We start from the raw sequence: 13,894 nt of genomic DNA on the forward strand, positions 1-13,894 counted from the left end.
TCGGTTCCACCGCTCGGGCAGGGGCTCAAGGCAGGGATTGCGGGCGAAGCGCCCGATCCAAAGGCGGGGTCCCCGGGGAGGGCGTCCGGTTGGCCCGAACGAACAGGAGCCGATCCCGGCCGGTCTCGGCGGGAATCGGCTCCTTGCGGCTTCGGGGGGCGACGGTCGGGGGCCGCTGCCGCCGAACCGAGATCGGATCCGGCGCGCTCAGCCTTCCTCGTCGCCGTCCGAGTCGTTGTCGATCAGGTCGGAGACGTCGTCGTCGCCGTCCTCCTCCTCGAGGAAGGTGTCGTCGTCCGCACCGCCGCTGGCGTCGTCGCCGCCTTCCTCGTCGTCCACGTTGATATCGGTATCGTCCTCGCTGGCCTCGGCCTCGTCGAGGGAGACGATCTCCGGACCGCCCTTCTCGTCCTCGTCCTCGTCGTCATCCGAGCGGCTGGCGACGGGCGGAGCGACGCGGGACGTCGCGACTTGGTAGATCGTGCCGCATTTCGGGCAGGTCGCCGGATCACGGTCGAGATCGTAGAACTTGGCACCGCAATTCATGCACTGGCGTTTGACGCCGAGTTCCGGTCTAGCCACGGGTGCAAACCTCTGGGGACGGAGAGGGGAAAAGGATCCGGGAGAGCGGCCCCGTTAGTCGCAGCCTCCGCCCATGTCAAACGGCATGTCGCGCGCCGTATCGTATCGCGCTGCATCCCGTGCGGGGCGCTCGGCGAAGATGGCCGCGAACGGAGAGGAGAGCCGGGTCAGGCGTAGCGCGACCACTTGTTCTGCCGCCGCTCGACGGCGACGCGCAGGAGGCGGCTGAACGGCGTGCCTGTCACCCGGCCACGGCGGTCGAACTCGTGCAGGATCGCTTCGAGGGCGACGATGCGCTCGCTGGGCCGACGATAGGCGCTTTCCAGCTCGTCCAGGGCCTTGAGAACGCGTTCGCCTGCCGATGAATCGGCAACGGCGGATGCATGATCGACCTTGCGCAGGCACTGGCTCACGGGCGTCATGGAAGCCACCATAAACCTATGTTGCGAATTGTCGAGTATCGGACACCGCCCGAATGCTTGTCTGTGGACCTTTCACACAGGGATCGGTCACCCAGGGCGCGGGCCGCGGAGCCATGAACGCGACAGGGTGGGGTGATCGCAGCCGGGACGGATCCGCCTTGCGGCTCGGTATCGCCCTGTCTCGATTTGGCCCTGTCGCGGGACGCGACGGATGCAGGATCCTGAATCCAACGGCCGCCGGTTGCCCCGCACATGCCGGGCGCCGCACCTGCCGGCCGGCGCCCGGATGACGCGGGCCGGCCCGCATGGTAACGGGCGCCGGTCGCGCCGGGTCGTCCGGCGGGCGGCCGTGGTGCCCTTTCGGGTGCCGACACGCCTCAGCGCAGCGCTCGAGTGAGACGTCAGATCCCCGTGTCGCACGATTCCGAACCGCAGCCCGTCACCGCCTATCCCGGAGGCTCCCTGAACGGGGCCCTGAAGCCGCCGGGCGACAAGTCGATCTCGCACCGGGCGATGATCCTGGGTCTGCTCGCCATCGGCGAGACGCGGGTCGAGGGATTGCTGGAGGGGGACGACGTGCTGCGCACCGCCGCCGCCGCCGAGGCGCTGGGTGCCCAGGTCACCCGCGAGGGCGAGGGCCGCTGGCGGATCGTCGGCGTCGGCATCGGCGGGATGCAGGATCCGGCCGAGGTGCTCGATTTCGGCAATGCCGGCACCGGGTCGCGGCTGATGATGGGCGTGGTCGGCGGCCAGCCCGTCACCGCGACCTTCGACGGCGATGCCAGCCTCCGCAAGCGGCCGATGCGGCGCATCCTCGATCCGATCCTGAAGATGGGCGCGCAGATCGTGTCCGAGGCCGAGGGCGGGCGTGTGCCGCTGACTCTGAAGGGCCCGCGCGAGGCGATCCCGATCCGTTACGAGCTGCCGGTGGCATCGGCACAGATCAAGTCGGCGGTGCTGCTCGCCGGGCTCAACGCGCCGGGTACCACCACCGTCATCGAGAAGGCCGCTTCCCGCGACCATACCGAGCGGATGCTGCGCCTGTTCGGCGCCGAGGTGAGCGTGACGCCGTCGGGCGAGGGCGGGCATGGCCGCACGGTGACGCTGACCGGCCAGCCGACCCTTCGCGGCACCGACGTGGTCGTGCCGGCCGATCCGTCCTCGGCCGCCTTCCCGCTGGTCGCGGCCCTGATCGTGCCGGGCTCGGAGGTGACGCTGCGCGGCGTGATGATGAACCCGCTGCGAACCGGCCTCATCACTACCCTGATCGAGATGGGCGCCGATATCGAGCGCCTCGACGAGCGCGAGGAAGGGGGCGAGACGGTGGCCGACCTGCGGGTGCGCGCGAGCCGCCTCCGCGGCGTCGACGTGCCCGCCGAGCGGGCGCCCTCAATGATCGACGAATATCCGATCCTTGCGGTCGCCGCGGCCTTCGCCGAGGGCAAGACCCGGATGAACGGTCTGCACGAATTGCGCGTCAAGGAATCCGATCGGCTCGCGGCGGTCGCGGCGGGGCTCGCCGCCAACGGCGTCACCCACACGGTGGAGGGGGACGACCTGATCGTGACGGGCAACGGCGCGGCGCCCGCGGGCGGCGGCACGGTCGCGACCCATCTCGATCACCGCATCGCCATGGCCTTCCTCGTCATGGGGCTCGCCGCGAGTCGCCCCGTCACCGTGGATGACGGGGCGATGATCGCCACGAGCTTCCCGAGCTTCCGCCCGACCATGCTGGCGCTCGGCGCCCGCATCGAGGACGGGGCCGCGGCATGATCCCGGGTGATGTCGCCGTGGAGCGGAACGGAGCGCCCCTCGTCATCGCCATCGACGGCCCGGCCGCTTCGGGCAAGGGCACGCTCGCCAAGCGCCTCGCCCTGCATTACGGGCTGCCGCATCTCGATACCGGCCTGCTCTACCGCGCCGTCGCGCTGACCCTGATCGACGAGGGAACCGACCTCGACGATACGGCGGCGGCGGCGCGGGCCGCCTCCGCACTCTCGGCCGAGCGGCTTTCCGATCCCCGCCTGCGGGAGCGGGCGATGGGCGAGGCGGCCTCGCGGGTCTCCTCGGTGCCGGAGGTGCGCGCCGCCCTGCTGTCCTGGCAGCGGCGCTTCGCCGAGGGCGCGGAGGGCGCGGTTCTCGACGGGCGCGACATCGGCACGGTGGTCTGCCCCAAGGCGCGGGTGAAGCTGTTCATCATCGCCGCGCCCGAGGAGCGGGCACGGCGGCGGCACCGCGAACTGCTCGGACGCGGCGAGGAGACGACGCTCGCCGCGATCCTCGCCGACATCCGCGCCCGCGATGCCCGCGATTCGAGCCGCGCCGCCGCCCCGCTGAAGGCCGCCGAGGACGCGGTGGTGCTCGATACCACCGAACTCGATGCCGAGGCCGCCTTTGCCGAGGCGGTCGCCATCGTGGAGCGGCTCAAGGCCGCCTGAGGACCCCTCGAAGGCCCCGTCGGCTCACCTCTCCGCTTCCAGCCACGCTTCCACGCGCGCGGCGAGCGCCTGCGGATCGCCGGCAAGGTGCAGCCGCTTGGTGCGGGAGGTCTCGCCGGAGACGAGCGTCACCTCGGCCTTGCGCAGCCCGAGGCTGTTGGCGACATAGGCGGTGAGGGCCGCGTTGGCGGCGCCCTCGACCGGCGGCGCTGCCACCCGCAGGCAGAGAACCGGTCGCCCGTCCGCCTCCGTGCGAACCCCGTCGAGGCCGGTGCGGCCCGCCCGCGGCGTCAGCCGCACCGCGAGAACGAGGCCGTCCGTGCCCAGGGTGTAGGGAGTGTGCATCGGAAGGCCTCGCCAACGCCGTCTTCCCGGCGGCACGGAAACGGTCCGAGCTTCCTCTGCCCTTCGGCGCGCCCGGATGTCATCCGGAACTCGACCGGATCGGCGCGCCGATCGGATCCTGCCGTCGCGGCACGCCCCACGCTGATCCCGCTGCGTCCGGACCGTGCCGTCTCGCATCGGTGAAAGGTTACATCAAGCAGCGGGCGGAAGGGGCGGGCACAGGCGAGTGTCTTGCCGACCACGGCTTCGCCATTCGTGCACTTCGCCAGCGAATTGGTTCACGCCATCGTGATATTCAGCCGATGGCCGCAGCGATGTGAGGTGTCGTTGCACGGTGTCAGGGTCGCCACTGGTGACGGGGTTACATTTGCCCCGGGCAGCGCAACCTGAAGGCGGCCAATTCCTCCTCCGAAAGGATGATTGCCCGGGCGGCTGGACAAGGCGAGAGCGGGCGTGTCGCAACAAGATTTAACTTTTGTGGCATTTCCCTTGCCCAGCGAATTTTGTTGGAATCGCCGATGCCCGACCGCCGCGACGACGCCGACATCATGTACCGCCTGCTCGTCCAGGGAGTGACCGACTACGCGATCTTCATGCTGTCTCCGGACGGCACCGTGGCAAACTGGAACGTGGGGGCGCAGCGCGCGAAGGGCTACGCGGCCGACGAGATCGTGGGGCAGAACTTCGCCTGCTTCTACACGCTGGAGGATCGTGCCTCGGGCCTGCCCGAGCGAGGTCTCAGGACGGCGCGGCAGGACGGCCGGTTCGAGGCGGAGGGATGGCGCCTTCGCAAGGACGCCTCCCGCTTCTGGGCCCATATCGTCATCGATGCGATCCACGACGACGGTCGCTTCATCGGCTTCGCGAAGGTCACGCGTGATTGCACCGAGAAGCGGGCCAACACGGTGAAGCTCGATTCGGCCCTCGAAAATCTCGACCTCGCTATGTCCAACATGGCCCATGGCCTGTGTCTCATCGACGGCGAAGAGCGCGTCGTGCTCGCCAACGCGCGGATGCACGAGATGCTCGCACTGCCGGGCGAGGCGCCGCTGGCGGGAGCAGCGATACGGGCGGTGCTGTGCGGCGCCCTCAGCGAGACGGCCGCGCTCCCCTTCCTGCGCGACCACCTCCGCCCCGACCTCGACCCTCAGGCGCCCGCGATCTCCGAGATCCTGCATCGGGAGCGGATCCTGTCGGTCACAACCCGGTGTCTCGCCGCCGGCGGATGGGTCTCGACCTTCGCCGACGTGACGGAGCGGCGGCGGTTCCAGAAACAGATCCAGCACCTCGCCGAGCACGATCCCCTGACGGATCTCGCCAACCGCGCGACGCTGCATCATGCCCTGACGGAGACGCTGGCCTCCGAGACGTGGGAGAGTTGCGCCGTCCTCTACATCGACCTCGACCGCTTCAAGCCGATCAACGACACGTTCGGGCACGCCGTCGGCGACCAGCTCCTTCAAGAGGTCGCGCGGCGCCTGCAGCGGACGGTGCGTGCGCAGGACGTGATCGCGCGCCTCGGCGGCGACGAGTTCGCGCTGATCCTCAGGCCCGCCGATCCCCTCCGGCTGGCGGATACGGCCCGACAGCTCCTGGAGGTCCTCAACCGGCCCTACACGGTCAAGAAGCTGTCGGTCCGCATCGGTGCCAGCATCGGCATCGCCGTCGCCCTCCCGGCCGAACGCGATCCCGATCTCCTTCTGCGCAACGCCGACCTCGCCCTCTACGACGCCAAGAAGGAGGGCCGGAACCGCTACAGCTTCTACGACCCGGCGATGGGGGACCGCGCCGCGGCGCGGGCGAGCCTGGAGGCCGATCTGAACCGTGCCGTCGAGAGGCGCGAATTCGTCCTGCACTACCAGCCGATCGTGCGTGCGCGTACCGGCGCGACCATCGGCTTCGAGGCGCTGCTGCGCTGGCGCCGGCCGGATGGGATGGCGATATCGCCCGCGGACTTCGTGCCGGTGGCCGAGGAAGCAGGGCTGATGCCCGAAATCGGTGCGTGGATCCTGGCGGCGGCGTGCCGCGAGGCGGCGACCTGGCCCGCTCATCTCACCGTCGCGGTCAACGTCTCGGCGACGCAATTGCGCAGCGCGCTCTTCATCGACGCCGTCGAGCGGGCGCTTGCCGAAAGCGGTCTGCCGCCGCACCGGTTGGAGATCGAGATCACCGAGACGGCGGTGCTCCAGAACCGCGAGTCGGCCCTCGGCCTGCTCCAGCGCCTGAGGGCTCTGGGAGTGATGATCGCCCTCGACGATTTCGGCACCGGCTACTCGTCCCTGAGCTTCGTCCACACCTTCCCGCTCACCCGCCTCAAGATCGATCGGAGCTTCGTCCGGGGACTCGGCCTGGACCCGCAATCGACGGCGATCGTGCGGGCGATCATCGGGCTGTCGCGCAGCCTCGGCCTCGCGGTGACGGCGGAGGGCGTGGAAACGCAGGAGCAGCGCCGTCTGCTTGCGAAGGAACGCGGGCTCGACCTGCAGGGCTACCTGTTCGGCCGCCCGGAGCCCGTGGCATGCCTCGATCCGAATCTCGATTCGACTCTTGAGCGGCGCGGATCCGCCCGGCGAGTCGCGTTGCCGAAGGATGGCCGAGGGAAGATCCAGGATCACCCGGAGGCGGCCTGACGGTGGCCGCTCCCAGACCTCAAGGCGTCGTCGCTGATCCCGGTCACATCGCATTCTGAGCCGGTCGGCTAACCGGACTAGGTGCGATCGACCTGTTGCCGGCCGGGCTCGAATGCTTGAACTCGGCTGTTGAGAACAAGATCAGTTGTGCGCAATATACGGCGCCTGGCCTGTTAAAGCGGAGAGAACGGACTTGGATGCGCTTGCGCCGTTCGGGGCGGGCTGATAGCGGGTGGTGCGCTGCCGGTTTAGCTCAGTTGGTAGAGCAACCGCCTTGTAAGCGGTAGGTCGCGAGTTCGAGTCCCGCAACCGGCACCATCGGACTCTCCCTCGACCATGTGATCGGATCCGACGCCTCGCCACGATCGAGGTCGGCGGTGGTCCGCCCGTCCGAGACACGATCGGGAGATTCGATCGCGACAAATGCCCTGACACTGCATCGATTTCGAAAGACGCGCCCGGCTTTTCACAATTCTAAAAGCTGTAACGAATGATAGTGCATTTGAAGGGGCTTTGAGGCTCTCTTTCATTGCAGCGGACCTGCCCGATCACGAGCGAGGGCAGTCATCCGGATGGGGCATTCGGGCGTATGCACAATTCGCTGAGCTTCACGCCGCCCGATCTGCAGGAGGCGCGGCTCGGAACAGTGCGCCACCGCTATGTTTTCTATATCCCCGGTTACGATCCCGAGGCGCGGACGCGCTACCGATTGCTGTTCGTGCGGGAATGGTCCCGATACACCAAGCGGTTCGGCGGCGATCGGCGGAACATCTCCTGCGCCCGGCTGAGCAAGGACGGGCTGGTCCAGAGCTGGACCGTGAGCGCCCCGCAGCAGGGCGAGGGGGCCGAGACCCGGTACGACGTGCTCCTGTGGGACGACATCGTCGCCCGCGACTTTGCCCGATCCCGCTTCGTCAGCGTCGCGCTCCTCGTCGCGGGCACGCTGCAGACGATCCTGAACGGCCTGATGTTCCGCTTCTACCGGCTGAACTGGAAGTACGGGAACGTCATCCTCTACCCGTTCGTGATGGTGATCCTCCTCGCCGCCCTGTCCGTCGCCATCGGCGTGACGGTCCATGCCCATCTGGGCAATGGGTTCGGCCACAGCCTCGGTCTTCCGCTCTGGGTCTCGCTGCCGCTGGGCGTGGTCGCCGGTATCGTCTGGATCAAGGCGATCGAGGCCTTCCTGAACCGTGTCTTCTTCTGGCAGCTCTTGAACGATTGGGTCTTCAACTGGCAGCACGGCCAGGGCTGGAGGCCGGATTACGAGCGCCGTCTCGATGCCTTTGCCGATCACATCCTGTCTTCGCTCGCGGCGCGGGCGGAGGCCGGGCAGCCGACCGACGAGGTGATGATCGTCGGCCATTCCTCCGGCGGGCTGACCGCCGCAGAGGTCGCGGCCCGGGTGCTCGCCCGCGACGCCTCGATCGGCGCCGCGGGACCGAACCTGTCGCTGGCGACGCTGGGGTCCGGATTGCCGCTCGTGGCGATGCAGCCCGCCGCCGCGCGCCTGCGGGCGGAGATCGCACGCCTCGTCACGGAGCGGCGCGTCGTCTGGTGCGACTTTCACGCGCCCCAGGACTGGATGAATTTTCCGGGCTTCAATCCGCAGCACGATCTCAAGCTCCGCCTGTGCGGGCAGCCGGTCGCCAATCCCCTCGTGCGCTCGGCCCGCTTCCGCGACCTGCTGTGTCCGGAGACCTACCAGCGGGTGCGCTTCCGACCGTTCCGGATGCATTTCCAGTTCCTGCTCGCCAACGAGCGGCCGGGCGCCTACGATTTCTTCGCGATGACCCTGGGCCCGCGGCGGCTGCGCGAGCAGGTGCTCGCCCCCGCCGCGTGCCGCGAACCTGAGCCCGCCCTTCCGCTCTGATCCGAACGCTCGTCTCCGCGGGTGACGAGCGCGAACCGGTCGTGAGGTCGATGCGCGTCTTAGCCGTTGCCGTCGGCAGCCACGGAGATGTCCTGCCGCTCCTCGCCATCGCGACCGAGTTGCGGCGACGCGGGCACGCGGTCACCCTGGCGGCGCCCGCGCCCTTCGCCGCGATGGCGGAGCGGGCAGGCCTGCCGTTTTTCGCCCTCGGGACGGAGGCGGATTACCGCTGCGCCGCCACCGAGACCGGACTCTGGCGTCCCTGGCGCGGCGTCGGGCTGATGTTCCGCCACGTCTCGCTCCTCACGGAGCCGACCTATGCCTGGCTCGCCGGGAACGCGCGTCCGGGTGAGAGCATCGTGCTCGCCTCGACCCTGGCACTCGGGGCGCGGGTGGCGCAGGAGAAGCTCGGGCTGGACGTCGTCACCGTGCATCTCATGCCGTTGCTCGCCGGGAGCCGCATCGATCCCCCGGTCCTGCCCGGCCTGCCGCTTCCCGAGCGGGTGCCGGCGCGCGTCCGCCACTGGATCGGGCGCGGGGCGGACCGCTTCGTGATCGGCCCCGCCGCCCTGCCGGCCCTGAACGCGTTTCGCGCGAGGCTGGATCTGCCGCCGGTTCACCGCCTCCGCCGCTGGTGGAGCAGCCCGCAGCGCGTCCTGTTCACCTTCCCCAGATGGTACGCCGCGCCGCAGCCGCACCGGATTCCGCAGGCGCAGCAGGTCGGCTTCCCGCTCGCCGATCGCTTCGGCGACGTCGCCGAGCCGCCGGCGGCCCTGACCCGCTTCCTCGACGAGGGGCCGCCGCCGCTCGCCTTCACCTACGGCTCGGCCATGTCCCGGAGCCGGGCCTTCTTCCAAACTGCGCTGCGGCTCTGCACCGATCTCGGGCGGCGCGGCATCCTCCTGGCGCCGCAGGGCGGACAGGTGCCGGCGGATCTGCCTGCGAGCGTGCTGCACGTCCCCTATGCCCCCTTCAGCCGGGTGTTGCCCCGCTGCGCCGCGCTCGTCCATCACGGCGGGATCGGCACCGTCGCGCAGGGGCTCGCGGCCGGCATCCCGCAACTGGTCGTCCCCGTCGCCTTCGATCACTTCGACGAGGCGCGCTGGCTGCGGCGGCTCGGTGTCGGCGCCGCCCTGAGTCGCCGCCGCTTCACCCCGGCCCGCGCCGCGCCCACGCTGCGCCGGTTGCTGAGCGATCCCCGCGTCGCCCAGGCCTGCACCGCCGCCAAGGCGCGGATGGCGCAGGAGGATGGCATCGCCCAGGCCTGCGACGCGGTGGAGACCTTCATCCGGACGGTTCGACGGCTGGACCGTTGAGTCCGCCGGCGACCCGCTCGGCCTTCGCACGCAGATGGACCCTCACAGCGCGAACCGATCCACCTCCTCCAGCAGCCGTACGAAGGTGCGCGCCCCGTGATCGAGCGCGGCCTCGCCCGCTTCCGCCGTGCCGAGACGGGCGTCGCCCAGGGCGCCGGAGGCGTGGAGGTCCTCCGTCTTCCAGGCGAAGGCCGCCGGACGGCCGGCGCGCAGAAGCGAGAAGTCGTGCGCCATCGCCACCGTGCGGGGCTCGAAGTTCTCGATCCGGTCCTGCCGCACGAGCTCGGGCCGCAGCGCCAGCATCAGCGCGGTCTCGAGGCCGCCGGCATGGATGCCGTGGCGGATCTCGTCGGCTGGAAACAGGCCCTCGGGCAGGCCGAGGCGGCTCCACGAGGTCGTCACCGCGACCATGCCGTGGCGACCCCGCAACTCGCCCGCCACGAGATCGATGAGGGCGCTGTTGCCGCCGTGGGAGGAGACGATCACGAGCTTCGCGCAGCCCGCCCGATGCAGGCTCGCGCCGATCTCGGTCCAGGCGGCGAGGGCGGTCGCGGCGGTCAGGGTCAGCGTCCCGGGGAAGGAAGCGTGCTCGTCCGACTTGCCGATCGCCTGGACGGGCAGGAGCAGCACGTCGAGCGCTTCCGGCACGAGCCGTGATACCCGCTCGAGATAGCCTTCCGCGATCAGGGTATCGGTGCCGAGCGGCAGGTGCGGCCCGTGCTGCTCCACCGCCGCGACCGGAAGCACCGCGATGGCGCGGCTCATGTCGCGTGCGCGGATCTCCGCCGTCGTGAGGTCGAGCCAGGATCGCGCCGGCATGCTGTCGTCTCCGTTCTCGCGCGCCTGGCGCATCGTGCCGGATATCGGATCCGGCACGATGCGCCAGGCTTTTGTTTTTGCATCATCTTTTTCCGAAAGCCGCAAACCGCCTGCCGGGATGATGCTCTAAGCCCGCCGATCCCGGATCGCTTCCGGTCTCAACCGCTCGTTAGTCAAGATGTCCCATGTCTTGCGCGATCACGTCATGCGGGATCATGTCCGTGGCCGGCACCGAATCTCCGTGAACACAAATTCTCCGAACCGGCCCCCTCCGACGCCGCCCGTCTCCGGTGCCGCGGATGCGGATCCCGCCGAGGCGATGCGCCGGGAGCTGGCCCGTCTGCGGGAGATGCTGGAGCAGAACTCGGACTGGATCTGGGAGGTGGACGCGCAGGGGCGCTACACCTACGCCTCGCGCCAATGCATCGCTCTGCTCGGCCGCGAGCCGGAGGAGGTGCTGGGCTGCACGCCCTTCGATTTCATGCCCCCCGCCGAGGCCGAGCGGGTCGGCCGGATCTTCGGCGCCATCGCCGCCGAGCGGCGGCCGTTCTCCCAGCTCCTCAACCGCAACCTGCGCAAGGACGGCAGTCTCGTCGTGCTGGAAACCAGCGGCGTGCCGCTGCTCGACCCGGACGGCACATTGCTCGGTTATCGCGGCATCGATCGCGATATCACCGAACGGGAGGCCGCGAACGAGCGGCTCCGCCACATCGCCCGGCACGACGACCTCACCGGTCTGCCGAACCGGATGTACCTGCGCGAGCAACTCGCCGAACGGCTGGCCGCCGGGCAGCGGCCAGGCGTGATCAGCCTCGATCTCGACGGCTTCAAACCGATCAACGACCGGTTGGGCCATCCCGCGGGCGACCGCGTCCTGACGGAGATCGGCCGCCGGCTCGCGGATCTGGCGGCCGGCCACGGCCTGTTCGCGGCCCGGCCCGGCGGCGACGAATTCGTCCTCGTCCTGCCGGACGGGGCGGAGCTATCGTCGGAGGCGATTCGTGCGGCCCTTTCCGCGCCCATCTCCCTGACGGCCGGAATGCTGACCCGGGCCGACCGCGCCCTCTACGAGGCCAAGGAGGCGGCGAAGGAGGCCGCCCGGCACTCCACCGTCAGCGGCGACGGCTGAGGAGCCAGCCGAGCCCGAAGGCCGTCGCGGCGACCAGCGCCAGCGTCGTGCCGCGGTTCTCGTCGGCCCGGATGGCGAGTTCGCGACCGTGCCGGTTCGCCTCGTCGCGGAGGTGACGCCCGCGGGAACGGGCCTCCTCATGCAGATGGCGACCGTGTTCGAGGGCCTCCTCGCGCAGATGCCGGCCGCGGGAGACCGCCTCGTCAGCGAGGCGGTAGCCGTCCTCGTAGAGATCTTCGGCCCGCTCGCGGGTCCGGCCATAGGCCGACTGGGCCACGCCCGCGACCTGCTCGTAGGCACCCTCGACCTGGGGCCGGGCGCGACCCGCCACGGCACCGATCGCCGTACGGCCACGGCCCTTGAGGTTGCGCAGGCCGCCCTCGATCTGGTCCCTGTTCATGTCGAAATCCCTTTTGTGCGAAATGGTCGGCCGGGTCCGCCTCTCGGTTGGGCCCTGAAACGAAGAAGCCGCACCCGGTCGGGTGCGGCTCCGGCCGTCGGATCTCTGTCGGGACGAGCCCGACGGATCAGCTTAGAGCTTGCTCTTCACCGCATCCGCGGCGTCCTTGACGCCTTGCTTTGCGCCGCCGACGGCGCGCTGGGTCTGGCCTTCCACTTCCTGCGCCTTGCCCTCGGCCTGCAGCTTCTCGTTGCCGGTCACCTTGCCGACGCTCTGCTTGACGTTGCCGGCGACCTCGTTGGCGGCGCCCTTGATCTTGTCGGTCGTGCTGCTCATCGCGTCTCTCCGTTCGTTGGTCTCGCGCCGTCTCGCGGCGCTCTCGGCAAGCTGAACGGATCCCCCCGGCGCTTGGTTCCACTCCTATGATAAGGCGTGCCGTGCCGCACATGCCGCTGAAAATGAATTCAATTCGCCCGGACGTTCAAAAAATATCTGCGCAGCGGCCAAATATTTTCCTGTCAGAGGTCGGGCCGCGAACGGTTACGTATGCCGTATCCAAAATTACAATATGGCAAAGCCGGGCAGCCGTCCCGGCCCGCCAAGAAAATGTGAGATCAGGGACCGCTTCATGGCCGTTCAAGCCGCCGATCCATTGCCGGGCGCCAGTGCCTATTCCGCCTCGCGAGCCGATTCGCCCGTAGGCGGGCGCTGGGGACAACTCATTCTCGGCGTGCTGTGCATGTCGATGATCGCCAACCTCCAGTATGGCTGGACGCTGTTCGTCAACCCGATCAACGACAAGTACCAGTGGGGCAAGCCGGCGATCCAGGTCGCCTTCACGATCTTCGTCCTGACCGAGACCTGGCTCGTTCCGATCGAGGGCTGGTTCGTCGACAAGTACGGCCCGAAGGTCGTCACCCTGTTCGGCGGCGCGCTCTGCGCCATCGGCTGGGCGATGAACTCGGTCGCCGACTCGCTGTGGTTCCTCTATCTCGCCGCCGCCATTAGCGGCATCGGCGCGGGCGCGGTCTACGGGACCTGCGTCGGCAACGCCCTCAAGTGGTTCCCCGATCGCCGGGGCCTCGCCGCCGGCCTCACCGCCGCTGGCTTCGGCGCGGGTTCGGCCCTCACCGTCATCCCGATCGCCGCGATGATCCGCGACAGCGGCTACGAGCAGACCTTCCTCGCCTTCGGCCTCGGCCAGGGCATCGTGGTCATGGTCGCCGCCCTGCTGCTGTCCTCGCCGAGCGCCGCCTACAAGGAGCGGATGCTCGCCGGCCGTGTCAGCCCCAACGCGACGAGCCGCCGCCAGTACTCCTCCGCCGAGATGGTGCGCACCCCGGTCTTCTGGCTGATGTACGCGATGTTCGTGATGATGGCCGCCGGCGGCCTGATGGCGACGGCCTCGCTCGCGCCCATTGCCAAGGACTTCCACGTCGATACGGTGCCGGTCTCCCTGATGGGCCTGACCCTGCCGGCGCTGACCTTCGCGCTCACCATCGACCGGGTGCTCAACGGCGTGACGCGGCCGGTCTTCGGCTGGATCTCCGACCGGATCGGGCGTGAGAACACCATGTTCCTCGCCTTCATGGTCGAGGGCGCAGGCATCCTGGCGCTCGGCATGTTCGCCCACTCGCCGATGGCCTTCGTGCTCCTCACCGGCCTCGTGTTCTTCGCCTGGGGTGAGATCTACTCGCTGTTCCCCTCGACCTGCGCCGACACCTACGGCGACAAGAACGCCACCGCCAATGCCGGCCTGCTCTACACCGCCAAGGGCACGGCCTCGCTGATGCTGCCCGCCTTCCTGGCGATCCAGACCGCGACCGGCTCCTGGCAGAACGTGTTCTACCTCGCCTCCGGCATGGCCTTCGTCGCCGGCTTCCTCGCGCTCTTCGTGCTGAAGCCGATGCGCGCCCGCTTCGTCGCCCGCAACCAGTGAG

General features: G+C 69.4%; 14 protein-coding genes and 1 tRNA gene. 9 read left to right on the plus strand and 6 right to left on the minus strand.

What is annotated here, in order from left to right; all coding sequences use genetic code 11:
• Positions 1–207: 207 nt before the first annotated feature.
• The gene (locus tag MPPM_RS11040; protein ID WP_096485118.1) at positions 208–582 is read right to left on the minus strand and encodes a TIGR02300 family protein; all 375 of its coding nucleotides are present in this window, start codon (positions 580–582) and stop codon (positions 208–210) included.
• Positions 583–749: 167 nt separating this feature from the next.
• Positions 750–1,016 (minus strand): hypothetical protein, encoded by a 267-nt coding sequence (locus tag MPPM_RS11045; RefSeq protein ID WP_096485119.1) that lies wholly within the window; start codon positions 1,014–1,016, stop codon positions 750–752.
• Between the two features lie 399 nt (positions 1,017–1,415).
• Between MPPM_RS11045 and aroA the strand changes: the two genes are divergently transcribed.
• Complete coding sequence (aroA, locus tag MPPM_RS11050) at positions 1,416–2,777, plus strand: 3-phosphoshikimate 1-carboxyvinyltransferase (RefSeq protein WP_096485120.1); 1,362 nt, start codon at positions 1,416–1,418, stop codon at positions 2,775–2,777.
• Positions 2,774–3,442 (plus strand): (d)CMP kinase, encoded by a 669-nt coding sequence (gene cmk / locus MPPM_RS11055; protein WP_096485121.1) that lies wholly within the window; start codon positions 2,774–2,776, stop codon positions 3,440–3,442. Before aroA ends, cmk begins: the two co-directional genes overlap by 4 nt.
• A gap of 24 nt (positions 3,443–3,466) precedes the next feature.
• Here cmk and MPPM_RS11060 read toward each other — a convergent pair whose 3' ends face one another.
• On the minus strand, positions 3,467–3,787 hold the full coding sequence (locus MPPM_RS11060) for a DUF167 family protein (protein ID WP_096485122.1): 321 nt from the start codon (positions 3,785–3,787) through the stop codon (positions 3,467–3,469).
• A 518-nt stretch (positions 3,788–4,305) separates the two neighbouring features.
• Here MPPM_RS11060 and MPPM_RS11065 point away from each other — a divergent pair.
• From MPPM_RS11065 to MPPM_RS11080, 4 genes are all read left to right on the plus strand, one after another.
• Complete coding sequence (locus MPPM_RS11065; protein WP_096485123.1) at positions 4,306–6,417, plus strand: putative bifunctional diguanylate cyclase/phosphodiesterase; 2,112 nt, start codon at positions 4,306–4,308, stop codon at positions 6,415–6,417.
• Positions 6,418–6,659: 242 nt separating this feature from the next.
• Positions 6,660–6,735 (plus strand) — tRNA-Thr (locus tag MPPM_RS11070).
• A gap of 271 nt (positions 6,736–7,006) precedes the next feature.
• Positions 7,007–8,290: a hypothetical protein gene (locus tag MPPM_RS11075; RefSeq protein ID WP_096485124.1), complete on the plus strand. Its 1,284-nt coding sequence runs from the start codon at positions 7,007–7,009 to the stop codon at positions 8,288–8,290.
• A 50-nt stretch (positions 8,291–8,340) separates the two neighbouring features.
• Positions 8,341–9,606, plus strand: coding sequence for a glycosyltransferase (locus MPPM_RS11080; protein ID WP_096485125.1), 1,266 nt, complete (start codon positions 8,341–8,343; stop codon positions 9,604–9,606).
• 42 nt (positions 9,607–9,648) lie between these two features.
• On the opposite strand, the gene MPPM_RS11085 is transcribed toward MPPM_RS11080, so the two are convergent.
• Complete coding sequence (locus MPPM_RS11085; RefSeq protein WP_096487808.1) at positions 9,649–10,425, minus strand: creatininase family protein; 777 nt, start codon at positions 10,423–10,425, stop codon at positions 9,649–9,651.
• Between MPPM_RS11085 and MPPM_RS29185 the strand changes: the two genes are divergently transcribed.
• Together MPPM_RS29185 and MPPM_RS11090 are read left to right on the plus strand one after the other, a co-directional pair.
• On the plus strand, positions 10,424–10,555 hold the full coding sequence (locus tag MPPM_RS29185; protein WP_280176351.1) for a hypothetical protein: 132 nt from the start codon (positions 10,424–10,426) through the stop codon (positions 10,553–10,555). The genes MPPM_RS11085 and MPPM_RS29185 overlap by 2 nt on opposite strands.
• Positions 10,556–10,744: 189 nt before the next feature.
• Positions 10,745–11,554, plus strand: a complete 810-nt coding sequence (locus tag MPPM_RS11090; protein WP_096485126.1) for a diguanylate cyclase domain-containing protein — start codon at positions 10,745–10,747, stop codon at positions 11,552–11,554.
• Here the strand turns inward: MPPM_RS11090 and MPPM_RS11095 are convergent.
• Together MPPM_RS11095 and MPPM_RS11100 are read right to left on the minus strand one after the other, a co-directional pair.
• Positions 11,538–11,954, minus strand: a complete 417-nt coding sequence (locus tag MPPM_RS11095; protein WP_096485127.1) for a CsbD family protein — start codon at positions 11,952–11,954, stop codon at positions 11,538–11,540. The genes MPPM_RS11090 and MPPM_RS11095 overlap by 17 nt on opposite strands.
• Before the next feature lie 132 nt (positions 11,955–12,086).
• Positions 12,087–12,290 carry a CsbD family protein gene (locus MPPM_RS11100; RefSeq protein ID WP_096485128.1) on the minus strand — a complete coding sequence of 68 codons (204 nt, stop codon included), beginning with the start codon at positions 12,288–12,290 and terminating at the stop codon, positions 12,087–12,089.
• A gap of 292 nt (positions 12,291–12,582) precedes the next feature.
• On the opposite strand from MPPM_RS11100, the gene oxlT reads away from it, so the two are divergent.
• Entirely contained in the window at positions 12,583–13,893 is a 1,311-nt protein-coding gene (gene oxlT / locus MPPM_RS11105; protein WP_096485129.1) for an oxalate/formate MFS antiporter, read from the plus strand.
• Position 13,894: the final 1 nt, after the last annotated feature.

Source organism: Methylorubrum populi, from assembly GCF_002355515.1.
Classification (GTDB): Bacteria; Pseudomonadota; Alphaproteobacteria; order Rhizobiales; family Beijerinckiaceae; genus Methylobacterium; species Methylobacterium populi_A.